General features: G+C 56.5%; 16 protein-coding genes. 5 read left to right on the forward strand and 11 right to left on the reverse strand.

Features of this window, described 5'->3' with window-relative positions; translation table 11 throughout:
* Positions 1–227 precede the first annotated feature (227 nt).
* From RDQ42_RS07205 to RDQ42_RS07215, 3 genes are all read right to left on the reverse strand, one after another.
* Positions 228–1,196: a transketolase family protein gene (locus RDQ42_RS07205; RefSeq protein WP_054332202.1), complete on the reverse strand. Its 969-nt coding sequence runs from the start codon at positions 1,194–1,196 to the stop codon at positions 228–230.
* The gene (locus RDQ42_RS07210) at positions 1,196–2,041 is read right to left on the reverse strand and encodes a transketolase (RefSeq protein ID WP_054332201.1); all 846 of its coding nucleotides are present in this window, start codon (positions 2,039–2,041) and stop codon (positions 1,196–1,198) included. Before RDQ42_RS07210 ends, RDQ42_RS07205 begins: the two co-directional genes overlap by 1 nt.
* Positions 2,042–2,127: 86 nt before the next feature.
* Positions 2,128–2,280 carry a hypothetical protein gene (locus RDQ42_RS07215; protein WP_153801634.1) on the reverse strand — a complete coding sequence of 51 codons (153 nt, stop codon included), beginning with the start codon at positions 2,278–2,280 and terminating at the stop codon, positions 2,128–2,130.
* Between the two features lie 253 nt (positions 2,281–2,533).
* Between RDQ42_RS07215 and RDQ42_RS07220 the strand changes: the two genes are divergently transcribed.
* The 4 genes from RDQ42_RS07220 (at position 2,534) to RDQ42_RS07235 (ending at position 7,203) form a co-directional block, all read left to right on the forward strand.
* Positions 2,534–4,207 carry a hypothetical protein gene (locus RDQ42_RS07220; protein ID WP_308588488.1) on the forward strand — a complete coding sequence of 558 codons (1,674 nt, stop codon included), beginning with the start codon at positions 2,534–2,536 and terminating at the stop codon, positions 4,205–4,207.
* Between the two features lie 216 nt (positions 4,208–4,423).
* Entirely contained in the window at positions 4,424–4,906 is a 483-nt protein-coding gene (locus RDQ42_RS07225; RefSeq protein WP_231358329.1) for a hypothetical protein, read from the forward strand.
* A 220-nt stretch (positions 4,907–5,126) separates the two neighbouring features.
* The gene (locus tag RDQ42_RS07230; protein ID WP_308588490.1) at positions 5,127–6,788 is read left to right on the forward strand and encodes an ATP-dependent helicase; all 1,662 of its coding nucleotides are present in this window, start codon (positions 5,127–5,129) and stop codon (positions 6,786–6,788) included.
* Positions 6,745–7,203 carry a 3'-5' exonuclease gene (locus tag RDQ42_RS07235; protein ID WP_308588492.1) on the forward strand — a complete coding sequence of 153 codons (459 nt, stop codon included), beginning with the start codon at positions 6,745–6,747 and terminating at the stop codon, positions 7,201–7,203. The genes RDQ42_RS07230 and RDQ42_RS07235 overlap by 44 nt, the downstream gene beginning before the upstream one ends.
* Before the next feature lie 1,162 nt (positions 7,204–8,365).
* Here the strand turns inward: RDQ42_RS07235 and RDQ42_RS07240 are convergent.
* The 5 genes from RDQ42_RS07240 to RDQ42_RS07260 all read right to left on the reverse strand — a co-directional run bounded on the left by RDQ42_RS07240 (position 8,366) and on the right by RDQ42_RS07260 (position 19,345).
* Positions 8,366–10,162, reverse strand: a complete 1,797-nt coding sequence (locus tag RDQ42_RS07240) for an N-acetylmuramoyl-L-alanine amidase (protein WP_308588493.1) — start codon at positions 10,160–10,162, stop codon at positions 8,366–8,368.
* Positions 10,163–10,557: 395 nt separating this feature from the next.
* Entirely contained in the window at positions 10,558–11,769 is a 1,212-nt protein-coding gene (locus RDQ42_RS07245; RefSeq protein ID WP_054331449.1) for an MFS transporter, read from the reverse strand.
* A gap of 243 nt (positions 11,770–12,012) precedes the next feature.
* Positions 12,013–14,667, reverse strand: a complete 2,655-nt coding sequence (locus RDQ42_RS07250; RefSeq protein WP_083386457.1) for a cation-translocating P-type ATPase — start codon at positions 14,665–14,667, stop codon at positions 12,013–12,015.
* A 440-nt stretch (positions 14,668–15,107) separates the two neighbouring features.
* Positions 15,108–18,212 (reverse strand): SMC family ATPase, encoded by a 3,105-nt coding sequence (locus tag RDQ42_RS07255; protein WP_308588494.1) that lies wholly within the window; start codon positions 18,210–18,212, stop codon positions 15,108–15,110.
* Positions 18,209–19,345, reverse strand: a complete 1,137-nt coding sequence (locus tag RDQ42_RS07260; RefSeq protein WP_231358032.1) for an exonuclease SbcCD subunit D — start codon at positions 19,343–19,345, stop codon at positions 18,209–18,211. The genes RDQ42_RS07255 and RDQ42_RS07260 overlap by 4 nt, the downstream gene beginning before the upstream one ends.
* A gap of 435 nt (positions 19,346–19,780) precedes the next feature.
* On the opposite strand from RDQ42_RS07260, the gene RDQ42_RS07265 reads away from it, so the two are divergent.
* The gene (locus tag RDQ42_RS07265; RefSeq protein WP_054331444.1) at positions 19,781–21,514 is read left to right on the forward strand and encodes a hypothetical protein; all 1,734 of its coding nucleotides are present in this window, start codon (positions 19,781–19,783) and stop codon (positions 21,512–21,514) included.
* 178 nt (positions 21,515–21,692) lie between these two features.
* On the opposite strand, the gene RDQ42_RS07270 is transcribed toward RDQ42_RS07265, so the two are convergent.
* The 3 genes from RDQ42_RS07270 to RDQ42_RS07280 form a co-directional block, all read right to left on the reverse strand.
* Positions 21,693–22,667, reverse strand: coding sequence for a carbohydrate kinase (locus tag RDQ42_RS07270; protein WP_174884177.1), 975 nt, complete (start codon positions 22,665–22,667; stop codon positions 21,693–21,695).
* A 35-nt stretch (positions 22,668–22,702) separates the two neighbouring features.
* Positions 22,703–23,056, reverse strand: coding sequence for an arsenate reductase family protein (locus RDQ42_RS07275; RefSeq protein ID WP_054331443.1), 354 nt, complete (start codon positions 23,054–23,056; stop codon positions 22,703–22,705).
* Between the two features lie 266 nt (positions 23,057–23,322).
* Complete coding sequence (locus tag RDQ42_RS07280) at positions 23,323–24,012, reverse strand: class D sortase (protein WP_231358031.1); 690 nt, start codon at positions 24,010–24,012, stop codon at positions 23,323–23,325.
* Positions 24,013–24,099: the final 87 nt, after the last annotated feature.

A 24,099-nucleotide genomic window follows, 5' to 3' on the forward strand; every position in this document is an offset into this window, starting at 1 on the left:
CTTTTATCCGCATAAAAGGAAGTGCCGGGGGTGCAAGGGGCCGGCACGAGGCACCCTGCATAACCTCGGGGGCGTGGGAGTGAGTAACGCCCCACAGAACTAGGCTTATCAGGGATTTCCCCTGAAAAATATAAAGCCCTGGCTGGGGGCTTGGGGGCGAAATCTCACAAAACTAAAAAGGGAGGGCCCAGGCGAACCTGTTCCCTCCCCTGCTATCCGGGAAATATTTACTTCTTGCGGACGATGGCCTTTTTAGCCTTCTCCACAATGTGCTCCGCGGTGAGGCCGAAGCGTTTGCGCAGGTAATCCTCGGGGCCCACTTCGCCGAAGGATTCCTCCACGCCGACCCGCTCCACCGGGATCAGGCGCTCCGAGACGATCACATCCGCCACCGCAGAATACAGTCCGCCGATGACGTTGTGGTTCTCACAGGTGACGATGGCACCGGTTTCGTCGGCAGCCTTCAGGACAGCCTCCCGATCGATGGGCTTGATGGTGAACATATCCAGAACCCGGGCGCTGATCCCCTCAGCCTCCAGCAGGGAGGCGGCTTTCAGGGCCTCCTCTACCATGATGCCACAGGCGATGAGGGTTACATCGCTGCCCTCCCGGGCGGTGACTGCTTTGCCGATGGTGAAGGTGGAGCCTTCCTCATAGACCTTGACGGCGGTTTTCCGTTTCAGGCGGATGTAGAACAGGCCGTCGGTGTCGATGATCTGGTCGATGATGCCGCCAATCATGGTGGTGTCGGTAGGCTCCACCACGGTGCAGCCGGGGATGGCGCGCATCAGTGCCACATCTTCAAAGGGCATGTGAGTGCCGCCGTTGAAGGCCGCGGTGACGCCGGGGTCAGAGCCGATGACCTTCACATTGTTCTTGCCATAAGCGCAGGAGAGGAAGATCTGGTCGTAGCAGCGGCGGGTGGCAAAGGGGCCGAAGGTGTGGGTGAAGGGGATCTTTCCGGTGGCGGAGAGACCGGCGGCAATGCCCACCATATTGGCCTCGGCGATGCCCACGTTGAGGTACCGGTCGGGGTATGCTTTGGCGAAGTTCTTCATGCTCATGGAGCTGGAGAGGTCCGCATCCAGGTACACCAGGTTTTTGTTGTCCTTGGCCCGGGCGATCAGCGCCTCGCTCAGGGCGCCGCGCATCTCTTTTGTATCTTTCACGATCTCTTTTGCAACGATCACTGCCATTATTTCGCCACCGCCTTTGCAAGTTGTTCTTCCAGCACAGCGAGGCCCTCGGCCATCTGCTCCTGGCTGATGTTGATGTGATGGTTGGAAGCAGCGTTCTCCGCAAAGGAGCAGCCCTTTCCCTTCACAGTGTCCAAAACGATGCAGGTGGGTTTATCCACGCTCTTTTTGGCCTCTTCAATGGCGGTGTAAATGGCTTCTACATCGTGGCCGTTTACCGTCACGGCGTTCCAGCCGAAGGCCTCAAACCTCTGGGCAACATTGGAGAAGTCGTTGATCTCCACAATGGGGCCGTCCAGCTGTTTTTTGTTCCAGTCCACAAAGGCGATCAGGTGGTTCAGTTTCTTCTGGGCGGCGAAGGAAGCGGCCTCCCAGACCTGGCCCTCCTGGATCTCGCCGTCGCCCAGGATCAGGTAGGTGTAGTTGTCCCGGCCATCCATCCGGTTGCCCAAAGCGATGCCCACCGCCATGGAGGAACCCTGTCCCAGGGAGCCGGTGGTCATGTCGATGCCGGGGGTCAGATTGCGGTCACAGTGGCTGGGCAGGGTGGTGCCCGGCTTGTTGATGGTGAGCAGGTTTTCCATGGGGAAATAGCCCTTCATCGCCAGGGTGGAGTAGAGGATGGGGCCTGCGTGGCCTTTGGAGCACACCAGGTAATCCCGGTCTTTCCAAGCAGGGTTTTTGGGGTCGACCTTCATTACGCCGTTATACAGCACGGCGACCAGGTCGGCGATGGAAAACGCGCCGCCCACATGGCCAAATCCCAGGTGACCAAGTGCCTTTAGGGTCTCGATCCTGGCCTGTATGGCGAAGACTTCCATCTCTTGTTTGAGTTTCAAATCCATTGCTGGGCACACCTCCATAATTTTGGATAAATCAGCCTTACGGAGCCTATTATAACATTAAATCATGGAAAAGAAAGTGAAAATAACTATTTCTTCTTGCCTTTTCGAGCAATCCATACAAAATATGCAATTAACACTGCGCCCAACAGGAGAAATGCGGTCAGAATGACCACAACCCCCTGGCCCATCACGTCCCCGGTGGCGGCGGCCGGCAATGGGGGTACACCAATGTGCATCATGGCAGAAATCCCCTCCTTTCCCCCTTAGTGTGCGCCGTTTGGGGGCGGATTCTCCCCTTTCTAGGAAAAAATCCGCCTTCGCCCGATGGGGGGAAGCCCTTGCCCGGCGCGATTTTACAGTGCCCTAATGTCCACTTTTCTTGACATTCCCAATGGGATATGGTAGAGTGGAATTATTATATCGGAATTCGATATAGCATTGTATAAAACCAGTAAACGTGCATCTATGTGAGATGTCAAGGAGGTTTCCCAGTTGAAAAAATTCAAGCTCGGCGCATGCGCCGCCATTGTGGTCGGCGCCTTGATCTACCTGTTTGTCAAAGCGCCCAACATCAACCCCCTCTACCCGGAAGGCGCCTTTTTTTGGTGTGTTCTGATCACCGCCTTCACCCTGGTGTGGGTGATCGCCCGGTTTGGGTCGGTGTTCACCCAAGCGGCGGAGCAGGCCACCTCCCCTTCCCTGCTCATCCCTTTTCTGAAGCTCCCCAAACTGCCGAAGGCCCTGCTGGTCGCCCCTTGGGCCCTCTTTTTCGCCGTGGTAATCGGCTCCTCGGTGTTTTTCCACTGGAAGGCCTACCGGGATCAGCTGGGCGAGCCCATCGTTAAAAAATTCTCCAGTGAGATCCAGGTGGTGGACACCAACCAGATCCCGGTGGTGGACCGCGCCCTGGCCATCAAGCTGGCCGACAAAAAATTGGGTGAAAAACCCAGCCTGGGCAGCCAGGTATACATCGGCGAACCGGTGATTCAGATGGTCAATGACAAGCTGGTATGGGTCGTTCCGCTGCACCACTCCGGTGTGTTTAAATGGCTGACCAACATGAGCGGCACCCCCGGCTATGTGGTGGTGTCGGCTACCAATGTCAACGATGTGCAGTATGTGGAGGATTTTAAGATCAAATACCACCCCAATTCCTACCTGATTCACGACCTGAACCGCCACATCCGCCTGTCAGGCGAGTGGATGGAGGGCATCACCGACGATTCCTTTGAGCTGGATGATAACGGCCAGCCCTACTGGGTGGTCTCCACCTACAAATACACCCGCGGCTTTGCCCTTCCGGAGACCACTGGCGCCATCATTGTCAACGCCACCACTGGCGAGATGGAAAAATACTCCATTGAGGAGATGCCTGAATGGGTGGACCGGGTCCAGCCGGAGGACTTCATCCTGCGGCAGATTACCAACAAAGGCGAGTACGTCAACGGCATCTTCAACTTCTCGGACAAGGACAAATACCGCCCGTCTGAGGGGCACAACATCATCTATAACAATGGCGACTGCTACCTGTTCACCGGCCTGACCAGCGTGGGCAGCGACGAAAGCGCCATCGGTTTTATCATGGTCAACATGGTCACCAAGGAGCCGCACCTGTACCAGATGAACGGCGCCACCGAGGAGGCTGCCCAGAGCTCTGCCCAAGGCAAGGTGCAGCACCTGGGGTATAAGGCGTCCTTCCCCATCATCATCAATGTGGACGGCCAGCCCACCTACTTCATGACCTTGAAGGATGCAGAGGGCTTGATTAAACAGTACGCTTTCGTCAATGTCAGCAACTACTCCTCGGTTGGGGTGGGCGAGACCATCCAAGCCGCCATGCGGGATTACCGGGTGGTGATGTCCGGCGCCGGCATGAACACCGATTTTGAGGATGGCGGAGAGCTGACCGACGTCCAGGGCACTGTGCTCCGCATTGCCAGCGAGTACAACGGCTCTGAGACTGTGTACAAGATCCTTCTTTCCAGCGAACAGGACAAAATTTTTATCCTGGATGCCGGTGTCAGCCAAGAGCTGGCCCTCACCCAGCCTGGGGACCATGTGTCTCTCTCCTACTACGATTTGGGTGGCCCCATCTTCCAAGGTGAAAGCTTTGACAACTTCTCCTTTGGGGAGGATGCGGTGGTCCCGGCAGAGCCAGCCGCATAACTTTTACAGGAACAATCCCCGCCTTTTTCTACGAGAGGCGGGGATTGCTGCGTCTAAGTCTCCCCTCTTCCTCCCAACCAAAGCAACAGGGTCCGGTTCATTTTTACATTTTATCAATTTCGCTAAACTCATGCCAAAATAGCTATTCAAATTGAAAGGAACATCAAAATATGATATACTAAAATTAAGATGTTGATTAATCGGAGGTTACCCCTTATGGACTTAAAACTATTAAAAACATCAGATTTAGTATCTCTCTACTCCTCGGTCATTAAAGAATTAAAAGATAGGTCTGTAATCCGTACAAACAATGTCATTGGTGATTTGGGCGAATATTTGGCCATTGACTACTATAACAATACAGCTGGATTACCGACCTTAGCAGTTGCTCCAGTCGGCACAGAAAATATTGATGCTATTAGCCGCAAAGGAGATCGTTATAGTATTAAGTCCACAAGTGGTAATGTTACAGGTGTATTTTATGGATTGGAACCAAAAGGTTCGACCGAGCCGGACAAGCAGAAATTCGAATATGTCATAATATGTAGGTTTAATACTGACTACGAATTGGAAGAAATACTCGAAATGGACTGGAAAGTATTTTTAAAGCACAAGAGATGGCATAGCAGAATGAATGCATGGAATATACCTCTAACAAAAGAGGTCTGCAATGATTGCAAAGTAATGTTCCAAAAGTGACAGAAAAGTGGGGCAGAATTTAACAATAAACCATCTAGTAAAATGAACCTTTTTCCCCTATAAATACAAGAGTTTCTATCGTTACGGTAAACTTCTTTCCTTCACCCCCGTTTCTGTAAGGTATGAAAAGAGACCGCCCTTGGTTGCCTTCCCCCTTTGGAACCGGTATAATAGGGGAAGTGGTTCCATATGCCCTATAGGGGAAAGGAGGTCTCTGCTCATGGACATCCCCGCCTACCTGCTGGATCGCCGCGGCATCCCCTTGGATCCCCAGCAGACCGCCGCTTTACTGGCCACCCAGGGGCCCGCCCTCCTGCTGGCAGTGCCCGGCGGCGGCAAGACCACCGTTCTGGTCAGCCGGGTGGCCCACCTGGTTCTCAACGAGGGGGTAGCACCTCAGAATATTCTCATCCTCACCTTCAACCGGGAGTCGGCCAAGGACATGGCTGCCCGGTTCCAGGCCCTGTTTGGGGAACTGATCTCCCAGACGCCCCGGTTTTCCACCATCCACAGCTTCTGTTACACTGTCCTCAAACAATATGCGTCCCTGCGGGGCCAGCCTATGCCCAGCCTGCTGGAATCCGAGCCCGGAGGCAAGGCCCGGGTCCTGCGGGAGATCGTCTCCGCCGCCACCGGGGAGTACGCCGACGAAGAGCAGGTGGAGGAGGCCCAACGGCTCATCGGCCTACTCATCAACACCATGGTCAAGCCCCAGGAGGCGGACGGTGACAAACTGGGTATGCCGGCCATCGGGCGGATTTACGCCGCCTACCAAGCCTATAAAAAAGAAAACCATCTTATGGATTACGACGATATGCTGGACTTTGTCCACATCATCTTCCGCAAGCTGCCGGACCTTCTGGAAGCCTTCCGGCGGCGGTATTCCCATGTGCTGGTGGACGAGGCGCAGGATACCTCCAAATTACAGCACGCCATCCTCTTGCAGCTGTGCACCCAGCAGGGCAACCTCTTTTTGGTGGGGGATGAAGACCAGAGCATCTACTCCTTCCGGGGGGCTTACCCTCAAGCCCTTTTGGAGTTCCCCAAGGTCTACCCCGGAGCTAAGCTTTTGAAGATGGAGCAGAATTTCCGCTGCCCTCCTTCTGTGGTGGAGGCCGCCAACTGCCTCATCGGCCACAACCGCCTGCGCTACGACAAAGGGATGTTCACCCGCCGACCGGATACCGGCCCTGTGAAAATTACCCAAATCCCCTCCTCAGAGGAACTGCCCCGCCATCTCTATGGCGCCCTCTCCCAGCTGCCCGCAGGCAAGACGGCGGCGGTCCTCTACCGCAACAATCCTTCCGCCGTGGGGCTCATCGACCTCTTTGACCGCAAGGGCCTTCCTTTTTACATCAAGGACCACAAAACCACCCTGCGCCGCCAGACCCTAACCCAGGACGTCTTGTGCATCTTGAATCTCTACTTCTCCCCCTGGGATTTGGAGAGTTTCCAGCGGGTGTATTATAAACTGGGAGCTTACATCTCCCGCGCCATGGTTCAATTCGCCATGGACAACCCCCGCACCCGGGATACCATCTTCGACCTGCTGGCGGAGTTCCCCGATTCCCAGAGGGTTAACACCGCCCGGCTGATGTTCGCCAAATACACCATCGGCCGGTTCGGCTCCATGACCCCCTCCAAAATTTTGGACGCCATCTTCTACGACCTGGGGTACTTCTCCTTTCTGGAAAAAAGCGAAAACGGCTTCCTTCTAGAACTGAACCAGCAGCGGCTGATGGCCCTTAAGCATCTGGCCGCCTCCACCTCCACCATCGAAGAATTCCTCGACCGGATCGATGGTGATCTCTGCCGCCTCCCAAAACCGGGACGCCCCGGTGACCCTGTCCACCATCCATTCGGCCAAGGGATTGGAGTTTGACTACGTCTATATCATCGATCCATTGGAGGGGGTGCTACCCTCCACCATGGCCATTGAGCGCCACCTCTCCCGCGACCCGGAACTGCTGGAGGAGGAGACCCGGCTCTTCTATGTGGCCATCACCCGGGCCCGGGAACAACTGGAAATCCTGGTCCCGGCCTCTGCGGGGGGATCATCCCTCTCCCCCTCCCGGTTCCTCTCCATGCTAAAGCCCGACGACAGCGCCGCCCTCTTTGAGCATTACGGATTACAGGCGGGCCGCCGGGTGATGCACCGGTATTTTGGGCTGGGGGTGGTCGCCGCCCTGGATTTTGAGAAGCGGACCTTCACCGCCCGGTTTGCCAAACTGGGGATCAAAACCCTGACGGTGGATATTTTGGAAAACCCCGACACCTGCAAACTGCTGGAAAGTTAACAGGAAAGCCCAGGACTTTCAACCCCCGCACCCGGATATGCAGGGCGCCTAGCACCCCAACAAGATTCCATCTTGAAATTGGTTTGTGGGGGCACGCGCCCCCACGCCCGCGCAAGGGTTTTTGTGTGAAAGAAACCCTTGTCCAACTGCGTTGTGCTCTCGAAAAGCACACTTAAGGGGGGCCGAACTGCTCGCGGCACAGTCGAAGTCAGTACGGTCAGCGTTAGCTGACTGTGCCCCCTTAAAAATCCCCCTCTGCCAACATTGGCATAAAATTACAAACTGTCTCATTTTTACAACCTCATCATAGACAATACAGTGGTACACTTATATTTAATATATAGTGAGTCGAATCGAGGGGAGAACATGCAAAAAACAAAGCATTTTGGACTGCGGATAGAACCTATCATTCATACAAAATTGTTTTATATTTCTCAGTATGAGGGTCGCTCCATCAATAGGCAAATACTTTATTTGATTCAGAAGTGTATTCGTGAGTTCGAAGAAATACATGGTACAATTCCATTAATTCACCATAAAAATATAATTTAGATTGATTTATCTGTTGTTTCCTGGGGCTTCCAGCCCTCACACCCCAAGGCCAGATTGCAACTTGCAATTGGTTTGTGGGGGTACGCACCCCTACGCCCGCGCAAGGCTTTTTGTGCGAAAAAGCCTTGACCAAAAGCGCATTTAAGAGGGGCCGAACCACTCGCGACACAGGCGAAGTCCGGCCCCCCTTAAAAATCCCCCTCTACAAAAGGCGGTTATTCCGAAAAGCAAGCTTCTCGCAGCCCCGCGAGGGCATCCGCGCAGCGGAAAAATCCTTCGCCTGAGGCGTGGAGAGCCTCTAAGAAGGATTTTCCGAGCGTGCCTATTGTGGCGAAGTTGGGGGGCCGGGGTCTCCCCGGCGGGTTTTGCTTCCTTTTATCCGCATAAAAGGAAGTGCCGGGGGTTTTAGGGGCCGGCACGAGGGCCCCTTGTACCTGCCGGGTGCAGGGCGGAGCGCCTGCAAAACCACTGCAAGATGGAATCTTGCCCTGTGCCTGGGGTCTTAGGGGCAGGCATAGCCCCTTAAAACCAAGGTGTGGGGACCCGTACCCCCACAAAAAAAGAGCAGAGCCCCCTGTGTTGGGGCTCCGCTCTTAGGAGAAAATTGTCGTTACAAAGAGGCGAGGATGGCATCTGCAACCGCATTGGCTGTTTTAAACTGGCCTTCGGGGCTGCAAATTTCATCATACTCCACTGGGTTGGAGATAAAGCCCATCTCCACCAGGACGGAAGGCGCATAGCTGTTGAGGGTCACACGGTAGGCAGAGTATTTGGCCCCGCGGTTGGTACGGCCGTTGTAGCTGGCCACCTTTTCAGAGATGGCAGCAGCAAAATTCTTAGAAAGATCCTCATAATAATAGACCTCGGTGCCGCTGGGCTTGCCAGCATCCACTGTGACACCCACGCTGTTGCAGTGCAGGGAGACAAAGAAATCGGCCTTTTCCTCCATGGCTTCCCCCATCCGGGCATTGTTGGTGGTGTAAGTATCCTTGTTCCGGGCCAAGATGACTTTAGCCCCCAGGGACTCCAGGCGGTTTTTGGTGGTGAGCACAGTGGCGAGAGTCAAAGTGTTCTCAGTGGGGCCGCCTTTGACACCCGCTGTGCCCAGGGCGCCCACATCGGTTCCACCATGACCGGCATCTAAGGCGACGGTGATCCCTTTGAGGGGTCGGTCAGAATCCGAGGACTTCTTGGGCGGGTATTTAAAGTAGAGTGTGGTCTCCCCTTCCTCGTTATACTCCACGTTGTAGCCCCACAGATTGGAAGCGCTGGGCATGGTAAAGGTGATCTCACATACGCCGTTCCCCTTGTTGTTCACTGTGATGTCGGTGAAGATGTTGCTGACCTCCGCATTGAGGGAGCCCACTCCAGTGGTGTTGTACAGGGTGAGAATCACTTTGTTGCCGTTCCACTCGGCGGTGAAAGGGGCGTTGGCCGTGCCTTCCAAGATGTATTTTTCCCCTTTGGAATCGCTGTCAAACCCGATGGAAGAGACTTCGTTCCAATAACCGGGTGCGCCGGTTTGGGGGGTGACCAAATTTTTAGAGACCCAGGCTCCCATGCCCAGCTGGTACATGGTGTCATTTTGGCCGATAACCCGGTCGGTGGTGCCCATCCGCAGGATGGAGACAAAATTACTGCTTGTATCCCCCTTGGCATAGGTGGCGGTGGCGTTCTGGTTGGCTTTGACCACCAAAGTGGCACCCGACCCAATGGAGAACAGGTTCCCCGCGGAGGTATAGGTGGAGGTCTTGCCGTTGTAGTTCATGGTATAGGTCACCTTGCCCAGGTTCACTGTCTGGTTCGCATTGGAATTTGGAACAGTGTAACTGCCGGAGAAGTTGGCGGCAACCCCTTTTTTGGTCGTGGACACATCCTGGCTCAGATAGACGGTTTGGCCGCCCACATTGGCACTAACCGAGGCGCCGGAAGGAGCTACGCACTTGATCTTGATGGTTTTCCCAGCGGGGAAGGCGTTGTCATAGGTGGGGAATGGGTTGGTCAAATAACTGGTGGTGGACACGTCCAAATAGGCGGCAGAAGCCACCCGGGTCAGAGTCACCGAATCGGTGGCGTCGCCGTTTTGGAAGTTGAAGACATTGTCCCCCAGTTCCAGGGAGACAAACACCCCAAAGCTGCCGTACTTGCCGCGGTTTGTCACCTGCTGGCCGTTGACATACAAGCTTTCGTTAGGGTTGGAGGTGCCGGTGATATAATACGTCGCACTGGTGACCTTGATGTCTTGGGCAGGCTTCTGCACCGCCAGCTTCTGGGAGACTTTGGTCGATACCCCCGTGTTGGTCACCGAGTCCATGTCGTTGTAATTGGCCGCATAGGCGGTAGTGGGCGCTGCTGCCATGGCCACCGCCAAGGTCAGCGCGGCAATGCGCGAAATAAACTGATTCATAACAATCCTCTCCATTGGTCAGGCGCGGCAAAACCGCGCAGGTGACTGCTCTAGTTATGCCCTCATACTAACACAGGTTGCGCAAAAGGAAAAGGGCATTTGTGGGAATATTTCGTGAATTTGTCATACTTTTGGTAGAATATACACGATTTATTCCAATTTGTTTCCGTTTTCCCTGTTGTCAAATCCTTCCCTTTGTCCTTTATACAGTGTCATCCAACCGCTTAATTGTTGCCCCATTTACAGATTTTCCCGCAAAAAGCGGGGGGCATACCGCCCCCCGCTTTTTCTATTCCATTTTAAAACGGCACACTGACCAGAATATCCGACTGGGCTCCCAGCTCAGGAAACGCTTCCCGTGAGGGAGATCTCTTTCTCCAAGAATCACAGCACTATCATTGGGCCACAACTTGTTTGCGGTCCATACGGTAATAGACAATGGATGCCAGGGTGCTGACTCCCAGGGTAGCCGCGGCAAAAAAGAAAGCCAGCCTGGGCCCTGCTGAGTACATAAAACCGGCGAACAGAGAACCAAAGATGCCGCCCAAAGATTTGGTTGCGTTGTAGAAGCCCATTACCAGGTTGGAATCCCCGCCTTTGGCCTTTGCCGCCACCAGATTCTGAGAGATGGGGAGGGTGATGGCGTTGAGGGCAAAGAACACGATGCTCATGGCGAAGAAGGGAATCACATCCTCTGACACCGCAACGACGGAAATGGCCGCAGCACTGCTTGCCAGCACAAAAATCACCGAACGCTTCACATTGGTTTTCCTCATGATCCACATACAGATCGTGGCGTTGGCCACCAGGGCAACAATGCCAACCACCCCTTTTACAAGGCCATTGTAAGCGGATGTAAAGCCGAATTGATCCTTAATGAAGTAGTTGAAGCACTGCTCAAATGCGTTATACCCCAACTGCTGGAAGGTGGTCATGGCAAACAAGACGGCAAACAGCACCGTCATAAAATTTCGCCCTGCCAGGAAAGCCGAAAAGGGGTTGGCCTGCCGGGCGATATCACCGACGGTGAGGGTGTGAATATCCTCGGTGGTATCATCCTTACAGGTGATGAACAGCAGCACACCGCAAGCAGCCAACAGCGTAGACTGGGCCAGGAAGGGGACCATAATATTGATCTCTCCCAGGAGGCCGCCCACCAGATAGCCAAAAGCACCGGCCACACTTTGGACGGTAGCTAAAATAGTCAGATTTTGGCCTCTCTCCTCATCCGAGGAACAGTTTACCACATATGTCATCATGCTGACAAAGGTGGCGCCGGTGAAAATACCCGCAAAGCCCCGGGCCACCACCACCATCGCCTCAGTGCGGGCAAAGCCGAACATCAGCTGGCCGATGCCGTAGCCGATGCCGCCGATGAGCATCGACCGCCGGCTGGAGATATAGCCGGTGATCTTGCCCCAGAAGGGGGAAAACAGAAAATTGACCGTCATCATAGCGGATAGGGCCACGCCAAACATATAGTCGTTGAGCCCATATTCCTTAATGAAGGAAGGGGTCACCGGGTGAGCAAAGCTGGCTGCCACATAAAAAACGGCACAGATGACGAAAAATAAGCGCATGTTGGCTTTTTCTCCCGACTGGTTCATAAAGAGGACTCCTCTCTCTTCTTTCGATTTTTTATTATTTCACCGCACCTGGCACAGATAGAGGCGTATCCCCACCTGTTTGAAAAATAGGCATGTATCTATTCTACTGCGTTTTACGGCCATAGGCAAGCCTTATTGCAAATTTCTCCGGCATTGGAACAAACAAAAAGGCCCCTACTCCCGGGGGGAGAGAGGCCTTTTTGCTTCATCTATCAGGGATTTCCAAGAGAAAAGGAAAAGAGGTTAGCGTTTCACCACTTTTTTGACCAAAACCACAATCTCGTGAACCAGCAGAGGTACACAGGCGAAAGCAGCCAGCTCCAGCCACTCGGTCATAGAGAGGGCAACAGTGCCAAACACCTGGCAGAGGAAGGGGATTTCGGTCACGGCCACCTGAAGGCCCAGGCCGATCACAAAGGCCAGCAGCATCACCTTGTTGGAGAAGGGCTTTGTCTGGAAGATGCTGTGCTCAGTGTCCCGCATGCCAAAGGCGTGGAACAGCTGGCTCATCGCCAGGGTGACGAAAGCATAAGTCTGGGCATGGACGAGGATGTCGGGGTTCTCCAGCATCAGCTTGATGCCCGAAAGGTTGATAGCCATACCCGCATCTGTCAGATGTTTGACAGGGGAGTACAGGAAAGCAGTCAGGGTCAAGCCGCCGATAACCAGGCCGTAGAGGATGGCCAGCGCCATACCGCCATGGGCGAACAGGCTCTCGTTGGGGTCGCGGGGAGCTTTGTCCATAATGCCTTTTTCCTTGTTGTCCACGCCGAGGCCAAGGGCAGGCAGGGAGTCGGTGATCAGGTTGACCCACAGGATGTGGATGGCCTGAAGAGGAGCTGCCAAGCCAGCGATAATGGAGGTGAACATGGTAAGCACCTCACCGAAGTTGGAGGACAGCAGGAACAGCACCGATTTTTTGATGTTGTTGTAGATGGAACGGCCCTCTTCCACCGCAGCGCGGATGGTGGCAAAGTTGTCATCGGTGAGGACCATATCAGCAGCGCTCTTGGAGACGTCGGTGCCGGTGATGCCCATGGCCACGCCGATGTCGGCGGTCTTCAGGGAGGGTGCGTCGTTGACGCCGTCGCCGGTCATCGAGACGATGTAGCCGTGGGACTGGAAGGCTTTGACGATCATCACCTTGTGCTCAGGGGAAACACGGGCGAACACCCGCAGGCTGTTGACCTTGGCATTGAGTTCCTCCTGGGTCATCTTAGAGAGGTCTGCGCCGGTGATGCACTGGTCGTCGCTGTCGGCGATGCCCAGTTCTTTGGCGATGGCAAGGGCGGTGTCCTTGTGGTCGCCGGTGATCATAATGGTGCGGATAGAAGCTTTCTTAAAGTCAGCGACAGCGCCTTTGGCCTCGGGGCGCGGGGGGTCGATCATGCCGACCAGGCCCACGAAGGTGAGGTTTTCCTCCTCAGCAGCCATGTTGTCCTCGCGGATGGCCAGAGCCAGCACACGCAGAGCCAGAGTAGCCATCTGGGAGGCGCCGGCAGAGATCTTGTTCAGATCCTCCTGGGTGATGGGACGGGTCACACCGTTCTCCAGGATGTGGGTACAGTGGGAAAGGAGCACGTCGGTGGCGCCTTTGGTATAGCTGACCACCCGGCCAGAAGGCTCTTTATGGACAGTGGTCATCATCTTCCGGCCAGAATCAAAGGCTTGCTCCGCCACACGGGGCTGGGTGGTTTCCATCTCCTCCCGGGCCATGCCGAAGGGCACGCCCATATCCAGGAGAGCGATCTCGGTGGGGTCACCGATCTTGGAACCGCCGGCAATGGAGGCGTCATTGCAGAGGATAAAGCCTTTGAGGAAAGTTTCATCGGCCTTGGGGTCCAAATCCTTCACGTCTTTGGACTGGCCGTTGACGTATACATGGGTGACGGTCATGCGGTTCTGGGTCAGGGTACCGGTTTTATCGGAGCAGACCACGCTGACAGCGCCCAGGGTCTCTACAGCGGGCAGGCGGCGGACAATGGTGTTGACCTTGACCATCCGCTGGACACCCAGGGCCAGAACGATGGCCACAACAGCAGGCAGGCCCTCGGGGATGGCGGCTACCGCCAGGGAGATTGCGGTGAGCAGCATCTCCATGACATCACGCTGCTGCCATACGGCGATGCCGAACAGCGCCACACAGATGAGGACAGCCAGGCCGCCCAGAAGCTTGCCCAGGTCGGCAAGACGCTTCTGCAGGGGGGTCATCTCATCTTTGGCTTCGCTGATCATCTGGGCGATCTTGCCGATCTCGGTGTCCTCAGCAGTGGCGACAACCACGCCTTCACCACGGCCGTAGGCCACGCTGGTGGAGGAGTAAGCCATGTTGATCCGGTCGCCGATGCCAACTTCTTTGTCAGCCACATAATCGGCGTGTTTTTCAACCGGTACCGATTCGCCGGTGAGGGCGGATTCCTCAATCTTCAGGTTGACCGTGCTGGTCAGCCGCAGGTCGGCGGGGATAATGCGGCCGGCATCCAGCACAACCACGTCGCCCACTACCAAATCCTTGGCGGGGATTTCCACCACATTGCCGCCCCGTTTGACCAGGGCGTAGGGGCTGGAGAGCTTTTTCAGGGCTTCCAGGGCCTTTTCCGCTTTCGCTTCCTGGAACATGCCGATGAAAGCGTTGAGCAGCACCACCACCAGGATGATGCAGGCGTCGCCCACCTCTTTGAGGAGGATGGAAACGGCTGCCGCTGCAAACAGGATATAGATCATGGGGTCGTTGAGTTGGGAGAGGAAGATCTGGAGCTTGGTTTTGCCCTTCTTCTCCTTCAGCTCATTGGGGCCGTTTTCCTGAAGGCGCTTGGCAGCCTCCTCAGGGGTCAAGCCCTGGGACAGGTCGGTGCGGAGCTCTTTCTCCGCCTCTTGTACGCTCTTTTGATACATCATACACACGCATCCTTTTCTTGTCTGATTGTATGCCTCGGTTCGAATGGCGTAAAAAAACAAGACTCTAAAGCATTTCAAAAACGCTCTAAAAGTCTTGTTACCTAAACGGACCGCAGACCAGGACTGCATACAATCCACGATGTTGATCTACAGTTTAAAACTACTCCCTTTTAGATACCCCGGCAGGTATCAGAAGCCTCATTTAATTTACAGTAATACTATAATCGCTTTTCACAATTTTGTCAACTGTTTTTTGGAAAAAATGTTGGAGGCATTTTCTTGGAGAAGAGGTGTACATCCGGTGGGGAGATGGCCAAGACTTTCTATCCGGCCGCCTGTCAGCTTCCATCCAGGGGAAACTACAGCGGCTTTCCCTCTTACTATGCCCGATTTTGAGAGGGGCTAATCCCAGGGGGTAAAAAGGAGTGGGGGAGTTTCCCTCACCCCCCGACAACCTCCACCGAGCTGCCGCTGGATCCCTTCTTGACCAAAATTTTCTGCTCAATCCGCTCTTTGAGCTCTGCCACATGGGAGATGATGCCCACCAGGCGGTTCCCCCCGGCCAAGCTCGCCAGGGCGGAGATGGCCTGTTCCAGCGATTCGGAATCCAGGGAGCCGAACCCTTCGTCCACAAACATGGCGTCGATCTGTACCCCGCCCGCGTGGCTCTGGATCACGTCCGAAAGGCCCAAGGCCAGGGAAAGGGCCGCCTTGAAGGACTCCCCTCCGGAGAGGGAACGCACCGACCGCACTCGGCCGGTGTAGTGATCCAGCACATCCAGTTCCAGGCCGGACTGGCTTCGCAAGTCGGCAGCCTGTTCCTTGCGAAGCAGCTGATACCGCCCACCGGTCATGGAATCCAGCCGCAGGTTGGCCCGTTCCACCACCTGGCCGAAATAGGCTGCCTGTACATATTGTTCAAAGGCGATCTTCTGCTTGCCGGGCAGCTCCCCGCTGGCGGTGCGGGACAGGTCCCGGACCATGGCGTACCGGCGATCCAGCTCCCCCCGCTGGCGGAACAGAACCTGGGCCTTGTCGTAGGCCGACCGGTTGTGGGTTAGACGGGTGTCCTCCGCCCGTTCGGCGGCGGCCAGGCGGGCCCGCGTTTCCCGCGCCAATGCAAGGCGGGCGGACAGTTCCTCCCGGTCCATGACCTTCCCCTCCCCACTGTGGGCAGCCAGGGTCTTTTCCCGCTCCTGGGCGGCGGCTAAGGCCAGCTGGTACTGATTCAGCTGCTGCTGTACCTGGGCGAACTCCTCTCCCCGGTCCATGTAGGCGGCAAAACCCTCCTCGGTGAGGGAATCGGCCACAAGGCCCGCTAAAAACACTGCCCGGGCCGATTGGGCTTTCCGAGCGGCCTCTTGCTCCCACACCGCCCGCAGGAAGTAGAGATCCTTTTCCGTCGCCGCCAAGGCCTTCTGGGATTCCTCCAACTTCCTACAGGCGGCCCCCAAATCCTCTTCCCAGGCGCACAGCACCTGTTCCGCTTGCTGACGGGAGGGGTATTCCAAATGGGAAGTGAGCTCCCGAAGCCGGCTTTCCACCCCGGCAAATTGGGAGGAAGCGGCTTCCTGGCGGGCCTGGGTTTCCTGCCGCTGCCGCTCCAGTTCCCCCTTCCGGGACCGGGCCGCGGACAATTCCGCCAGCCCTTCCCCACGCCGCCGCACCTGGGAAGAAAGGGATTCTTTCTTTTTCTCCAAGCGGGCGAGTTCTTCCTCCGCCCCGGCGATACAGGTGGTAATCCGCTCCATGAGGGCTGACAACTTGCCCCCAGCCGGGTCCTCGGGGAAGAGCTCCTCTACCCGCCGGCGCAAGGCCTCTACCATGGCCTTGCTTTTGGCGTCCAGCTTGCCGGCCTCCAGGGAGGCCTCCTGGGCGGCGGCTGAGGCCCGTTCTCTCTCTTGGCGGGCCTGTTTCAGATCCTCCTCGCCGGGAGCCCCGCCGGGCATCTGTGCGGGCCGGGGATGACGGAGGGAACCGCATACCGGGCAAGGCTCCCCCTCCCGGAGGGAACCGGCCAGCACCCCGGCCTGTGCCTGGAGGAACTGGTCCTCCAATTGGTCACAGCGGGCCCGCTTGCCTGAAAAATCCTCCTGGGCCTGCCGGAACCTCTGCTGGGCCTCTTTCAGCCGGCGGTTCTGATCCCGCAGGGCGGCGCAGTCCTCTTTGGCGGCGGCGGCCTTTTGCCACAGTTTCTTTTTCTCGGCGATGGCATGCTCCACCTCCACCAGGGCGGCCTCCGCCCCAAAGAGGGTTTCCAATTCCCCTTCCAGCTTGGCGATGACCTTGGAGGTTTCCTCCTCCTGCCCGGCGAGGGCCGCCGTATCCGACCGCCACTGGGTCAGCTCTTTTTCCCGTTCTTTCTTCTCCCTTTCCAGCTCCTCCACCTGGCGGTACACCGGCAGCTGGGGGGAGAGGCGGGCGATCTTTTCTTGCAGTTCCCGGCGCAGGGGTTCCCCCTCCTCCTCCCGCCGCAGCGCCTCTTGCAGGGCGGGGAGTTCCTCTTCCTTCTTGGCTAAGGCGGTCTTCGCCCGGGCTAGGGCGGCCTCCGCCTCCCTTTGCTCCGCCTCTTCCCGCTTCCAGGAGGCATACTCCCCACTGTGGGCCTCCACCCGCTGGTAGAGGGCCAGTTCCTTCCCCTGCCGGGCTATCTCATCCCCCTGGGCCGTCAGCCGCTCCAGCTCCCGGCGAGTCTCTTCTAGGGCAGCCAGGGTTTCCTCCTGCCGCTTTGCCTGGTCCTCCAACAGGGCCAACTGCTGCTCCTGTTCCTGTGCCTCCTGCAATTGGCGGCGCAACTCTTTCCAGCGGGTTTCTCCCGCGGCGATCTCCTCGGAAAGCAGCCCCAGCATCTTTGGGGCGGCAGCAATCTCCCGGCTGTCCAGGTCAAACTCTGGGGTTTCCACCTGTGCCCCGCTCAAATACTGCAAGATACCCCGGGCGTTTTCCTCCCGCTTAGCAAAAAGGGCCCGCTCCTGCTCCTTGAGCTGCTGCTGCAGCTGCAAAAACCGGCCGGTGCCAAAGACCTTGCGGAAGATTTCCGCCCGTTCCCGGCTGTCGGCCAGCAAAAGGCGCAGGAATTCCCCTTGGGCAATCATGGCGATTTGTTTGAATTGGCGGGCGTCCACCCCCAACAGGTCAGTGATCTGGGCGGTGACCTTGGCCGCACCGGAGACCACCTGGCCGCCGGGGAGGAACAGGTCGGCGTCCGGTCGCTCGGAAGTGAAGCCTTCCCCCGTTTTTTTCGGGCGCTGGTAGCCGGGGTTGCGAACCACCCGGTACTCCTTGCCCTGGTGGGAGAAGGTCAGCTCGGCAAAGGTTTTTTCCCCTGGAGAGGCAAAATCACTGCGCAGCCCCTCCACTGTGCGGGTGGAGCCGCTCACCTCCCCAAAGAGGGCGAAGGCGATACCGTCAAATACGGTGGTTTTCCCCGCGCCGGTGTCCCCGGTGATGAGGAACAGCCCCCCTTCCCCAAAGTGGGCAAAGGGGATTTCCACCCGGCCGGCATAGGGGCCAAAGGCATTCAGCACCAATTTTATAGGTTTCATCGCGCTTCCTCCAATCCCGCCAACAGCTGGGAGAGAAGCGCTGTCTGCTCCTCCTCCAACGGGGCGCCGTTCTGCGCCTCATAAAATTCTCCAAACAGCTCCAAAGGGCTCTTCTCCCGGATGCTTTGGGCAACGCCCGGGCCTCCCTGGGTTTGGGTGCGCCGGTTGTCAAAGGTGAGCCGCATCAGATTGGGGTAGATCTGCCGCAGTTCCCCCAGGGGGTCGGCCAGGCTCTCCTCGTCGGTGAGGACAGCCTCAATGTAATCTTGGCTCTTCTCCCCCATGGCGGTCAGCTGGGCAAGCGGCCCCCGGATCACCCGCAGGTTCCGCAGGGGGATGAGGGGGATTTTTTCCAGTTCTGGCTCTTCCCCTGGCCCCCTTAAAGTGACTAAGAGGGCGGTTTTCTGCTGCCGCCATTCGGAGAAGGAGTATTTTAAAGGGGAACCGGCGTACCGCACCGAAGGGCGCCCCACAAACTGGGGCCCATGGATGTGCCCTAGGGCCACATAGTCAAACCGGTCGAAGGCGGAGACCTCCACATTGTCCAGCCCCCCCACGGTAATGGCTTCGGAATCGCTGCGCTCCGGCTCCTTGCCGCCGCTGGTGACAAACTGGTGGGCCACCAGCACATGGCGGTCTGCACCGGAAAAATCAGCGTGGGAGAGGGCCAGGCGCACTCCGCTGTCGTAGCCGTCCACCTTTTCTTCCGGGTGGCAGGCCCCCACTGCCGCTGGCCGCAGGAAGGGAAGCAGGTGGATCCCCACCGGGCCATAGGCATCTTCCAAGGTGAACCGCTCCACGGCGCCGTGGTAAGGGGCGGCAATATACACCCCGCTTTCCCGCAGAAGATGGCTGCCAAACCCCAACCGCTCGGCGGAATCGTGGTTGCCCGGCACCACAAACACTGGGATATGGAGGTCCGCCAGGGAAGTGAGGAAGCCGTCCAGCACGGTGACCGCCTCCGCGGAAGGGATGGTCTTGTCGTAGACATCCCCGGCGATGAGCACTCCATCTGGCCTGCGTTCCCGGGCGATATCTAGAATTTGATGCAATATATAGATCTGATCCTCCAGCATGGAAAATTCGTTGACCCGCTTGCCGATGTGCAGGTCGGCCAATTGCAGCAGTTTCATCGTCTGTTCCTTTCTAAATTTGTGCGGGTGTTCCGCATTGTGGGGATTTTGCATGATATGGGGTTCTCGTGATTGTCCTCCTACAAAGTTAAGAAAAAGAGGAAAAATAGTGCAGCTTTGCCGCAGGAGGGCGCCCCCTCAAAATTGCGTTGCGATTATTGTGTCAGAAAAGTCTGCACAAACTGTAAGAATTGCGGTGCAGCTGTTGCCGCAAAGGGCTTCGCCTGTGGCTATTGTACCACAAAATCCCTGGGAACGGGAAAAAACCGCTATCCCCTGTCCCACTCCTCTTTTGGGGGCAAATTTCCCCCATTCCATCCCAAAACCAATAAAAATTCGAAAATCTTTCCGAAATTTTTCCTGCTTCCCTGCAAAAAAACTATGGTATAATACTACTGTATGTAAAATGGACTTTGCCGAATGGGAGGGATATGTGTGCAAAATTGGCCCAAGCGGTGGGCTCTTTTCTCCCTAGCCATCCTGCTGATCCTCTGCCCCCTCTCCGCCTTCGGGGAAGAATCCCCACCACCCAGACCCATGCGGCTGGACAACAACGTCACCCTCACCCTCTCCTCCCAGGAGCTCATTGCGCCGGAGGAGGAAATTATCACCCTATCCATCCTCGTTGAAAACCCATCTCCCTATATTCTGCGGGACTGTACCCTCTATCTGGGGGAGCTGCCCGCGGGGGTCACCTTTGTCCCGGATAGCTTGGTCATCAGTTCCATCTCCTACCCGGGGCTCACCCCCAACGGCTCCAAGCTGGGCAATGTGTCTGTCTACCACTCGGTGGGCGCCACCTTTCAGCTGCGGGTTTCCTCCCAGGCAGCCGCAGGAAGTTATGATATCGTCGCCGGCCTCGACGGCCACTACCAAGCGAGGGACCGGCAGATCGGCGATGTCACCGGCCGCGCTAGGGAGACATTGACCATCTACCGCCCCCTTGCCCTCACCGACAACGGCTCGGATAAAGAGGCGCCTTTGGGCACCCCCGCTTTGCACAGCTACACAGTGACGCCGGAGAGCATCTTGGGTCCCAGAGGAGATGCCTTTACCTTCACCGGGTTGAAATTGCAGGTAGTGGTTCCAGAGGACAATGCCCTTGACCCAGGCAGCCTCCTTATTCTCAACGATGAGGTGACCGATATTTCCATTGAGCCAGCCAGCCAAGAGGATCCGGAAGGCCCTGTCATTGACCTGGAACAATTTCTGCTGAGGGGGCATCTCATCCCCTTCACCTTCTCCTATGAGCTGGAGACTTCCCAAAACCCTCTGCACCGCACCCTGCTCCCCCCAAAGGAATCGGTGTCCTCCCAGCCGGTGCTCTATTACCGCCTGGCGGGGGAAGATTTTTGGCGCTCTGCTTCACTGACCACTACCACCGATCTGCGCAACCGCAAGACCTTCTCTTACCAGTGGTCCAGCGGCGGACAAGCCTACTATTTCTCAGTGTCCAGCCACGTGCGGGACATCAATCAATTCCTGGTGGAGCCGCTTTTGGCCCAGGGGGAGTTGTACAATCAATTTTCCCAATACGCGTCCTCTTCCAGCCGGAAGGTGGCCGCACTCTGCAAAGCCTCTATTCAAGATGAAGAAGAGCCAGTCACCTTGAGCCCTTATACCGTCTCCTTCTTCAATCTCAAGGTAGAGGACGGCACCCCGGCCTCCATCCTCTACCTGCGGGAAGACGGCTCCATCGGAGAGCGGCCTGCCACAGTATCCGGCGGGATGGTCAGCAGTGATTTTTCCAATCTGACCACCTTTGCCCTGGCCCTCCCCGATGAGAATTACGGCAAGTTCCAGGAGTTTGAAATCCTCGCCTCCACCGGAAGCGGCGGCACCATCCAGCCCTCCGGCATCAGCCGGCTGACTCAAGGAAGCAGCGCTGAGTTTCTGATTCAACCTAAAAAAGGTTACCGGGTCGAGAAGCTTTTGGTGGACGGAAAATCCCTCCCCCCAGCGGACTCCTACCTGTTTGAAAACATCAGCCGGGACCACGAAATCCATGTGGTCTTCACCAAAATTACCCCCTCCGGCGGGGAAGATCCTGCAGTCCCTTCTGCATCCCCCTCTATCCCACTGGCTTTGGGGGTCGTTGGTTCCGCTGTAGCTATCGCCGCCTTTTTAACATGGAGATCCCACCACAACCGAAACACGGACAGCAAGTAGCCACCTTTATGGCAGGTGGTTTTCTTCCCGCCCTCACCCCAGAACAACAAATGCAACCAAGTAGAAACCCCCGGCGAGATGGTTCTCGCCGGGGGTTTTCCTTGTGAAACAGGGCTTTCTCTGCTATGGGCAACACACCTAACCCTCATATTGCGTTCCCGGAGGGCAGCTTCTGGCCCTACAGCGGATGGCCGTTTAAAAAAGCATCCACTTCCTCCCGCCGGGGCACCGAACGCATCGCCCCTGGCCGGGTGGTGACTATAGCGGCCGCTGCGCTGGCAAACCGAAGGGCCTCCTGCATCTCTTGGGGGGAGAAGCCCTCCGGGCCCAGGCGGAGGATGGTGTCCAGCATACAGCCGAAGAAAATATCCCCTGCGCCAGTGGTGTCCACAGTGGGAACGTCCAGGAATGTTTCCTGCCGCAGGATGCCGCCGGGGTAATAAGCGGCACTCCCCTCTCTGCCGGAGGTGACAAACACCAAGGGGATTTGGTAGTGGTCCATCAGGAAGAGGGCCGCCCGGTTTTGATCCCCTATGCCGGTGATGAAATTGAGCTCCTCCCCGGCAATTTTCAGGACATCGCAGGCGGAAAACCCTTCCCGCATCCGGTCTTTGGCGATGGCCAGGCTCTCCCAAAGGGGGGGCCGCAGGTTGGGGTCAAAGGAGATGAGGGCCCCACACCCTTTGGCGCAGTCCAATGCCTTACGGGTGGCTTCTAGAGCGGGCTCGTCGGTCATGGACAGGGTGCCGAAGTGAAAAATCCTCGACTGCTCAATCAGGGAAAAGGGGACTTCCTGGCTGCGGAGCATGCTGTCCGCACCCGGCTTGCGATAAAAGGAAAAGCTCCGCTCCCCAGCGGTGTCGTTGTGGACAAAGGCCAGGGTGGTGTTGTATGTCCGGTCGTGGAGCAGCCCTTCGGCGGAGATTCCCAGTTCCTCCAAGGCGCTGTGGAGCATCCCACCGAAATAATCTGCCCCCACTTTGCCGATAAATGCCGTTTTGCGCCCCAAAGCCGACAGCATAGCCAGCACATTGCAAGGCGCACCCCCGGGATTGGCTTCAAATGCCGGGTTGGGCCCGCGGCTCTCCAGCGGGGTAAAATCCACCAATAGCTCCCCCAATGCGGTGACATCCCAAATTTTTTCCACAATCATTCCCTCCTTTCCACATGGTCTAGGCTTTCCCGCCCCTATAAGATGCTCTCCCATTCCTGGGGTTTAAAGCCAACCAGGATGGTATCCTCCCCGATGAGGAGTGGACGCTTGACCAGCATCCCATCGGTGGCCAGAAGGGCAACCATCTCCTCTTCACTCATGAGGGGAAGTTTGTCCTTGAGCTCCAGCGCCTTATATTTGAGGCCGCTGGTGTTGAAAAACCGCTTGATAGGCAGTCCGCTCCGGGCAATCCACTGGGAGAGCTCCTGTTCTGTGGGGTTTTCTTCTACAATATGGCGGGCGGTGTAGGAAACCCCGTGATCTTCCAGCCATTGTTTTGCCTTTTGGCAGGTGGAGCATTTGGGGTATTGGATAAAAAGATAGGACATATGCATTCTCCTTTCGGTGAAGGAAACCTTCCTTACAGCCGGGCAAAAGGCCCTCGCTGACTGTTGTCTCTTTTCATTATTGTAGCACAGCCGGCAAAAGAATCCTAGGAGAATTTACAAAAGTTCCATGAGCGCTTTCGCTGGAGGCCGCACCATTTTCCCATGCTATGACGGAACGGCCAAACACAGTCCCTCTTGTCTCCCCTCTGGGGAAGATTGGCCGCTGACCTAAAAAACAGCCGCAGTTGCGGCTGTTTTTAGGGGAATTATGCTTTGGGTATTGTCTCTACCAGGCGCGCCCAAGCCACCAGCCGGTGAGTGGGGTTGAGCACAGGGGTGCAGGTGACCAAGGTGAGCATGTGGCTCTCCCCCTCCTGCAGCTCGGTCACATAGACATCCTCCGGCTTTACCGTCAAAATCTCGTAGATCTCATAAGTGTAGATGTTGGCCTCATCCTCCACCATGACACGGTCCCCTACTGCGGCTTTGTCCAGGTGGCGGAATGGATGCATGACAATGTAATTTCGGTGTCCGGCCAGGACACAGTTGCCCTCCTGGCCCAAACCCGCAGTTCCATTGACATGGCCCACTCCATACATGAGCTCTTCATCACTACCTAACACGATGTTTTCACTAATCCCCAGCTTGGGGAACTTGAAGTAACCCACCACCGTTAGGTTTTCCACCTCCGGACGGGCCATCAACAGGTTCCCCTGGGCGGGCAGGACATTGAGGGGATCCCCCTCGGCCCATTCCTCCGCCGGGAGGGTGGTCCAGGTGGCGTTTTCCAAGGGCTTGGGGTCAGCCATAGCACTTTGGGAAGCCATGCCCAGCTTAGCCAAGACAATCTGCCAAGGGTAGTTGATCGCTTCATATCCCACACCAATTACCATCAGCACAGCGCCCGCAATCAACAAGGTTTTCGAGAGCATTTTGCGGTCTTTTGCGTTCATCATTGCAGTACTCGCTTTCCATGTAAAATTCTTGAAAAGCCGCCCTGGAACGCAGGGCGGCTTTTCTCGATTTGAGCTTGTTACTTGCAC

The organism is uncultured Merdimmobilis sp., assembly GCF_902471145.1.
In the GTDB taxonomy this organism is placed as follows: Bacteria; Bacillota; Clostridia; order Oscillospirales; family Ruminococcaceae; genus Merdimmobilis; species Merdimmobilis hominis.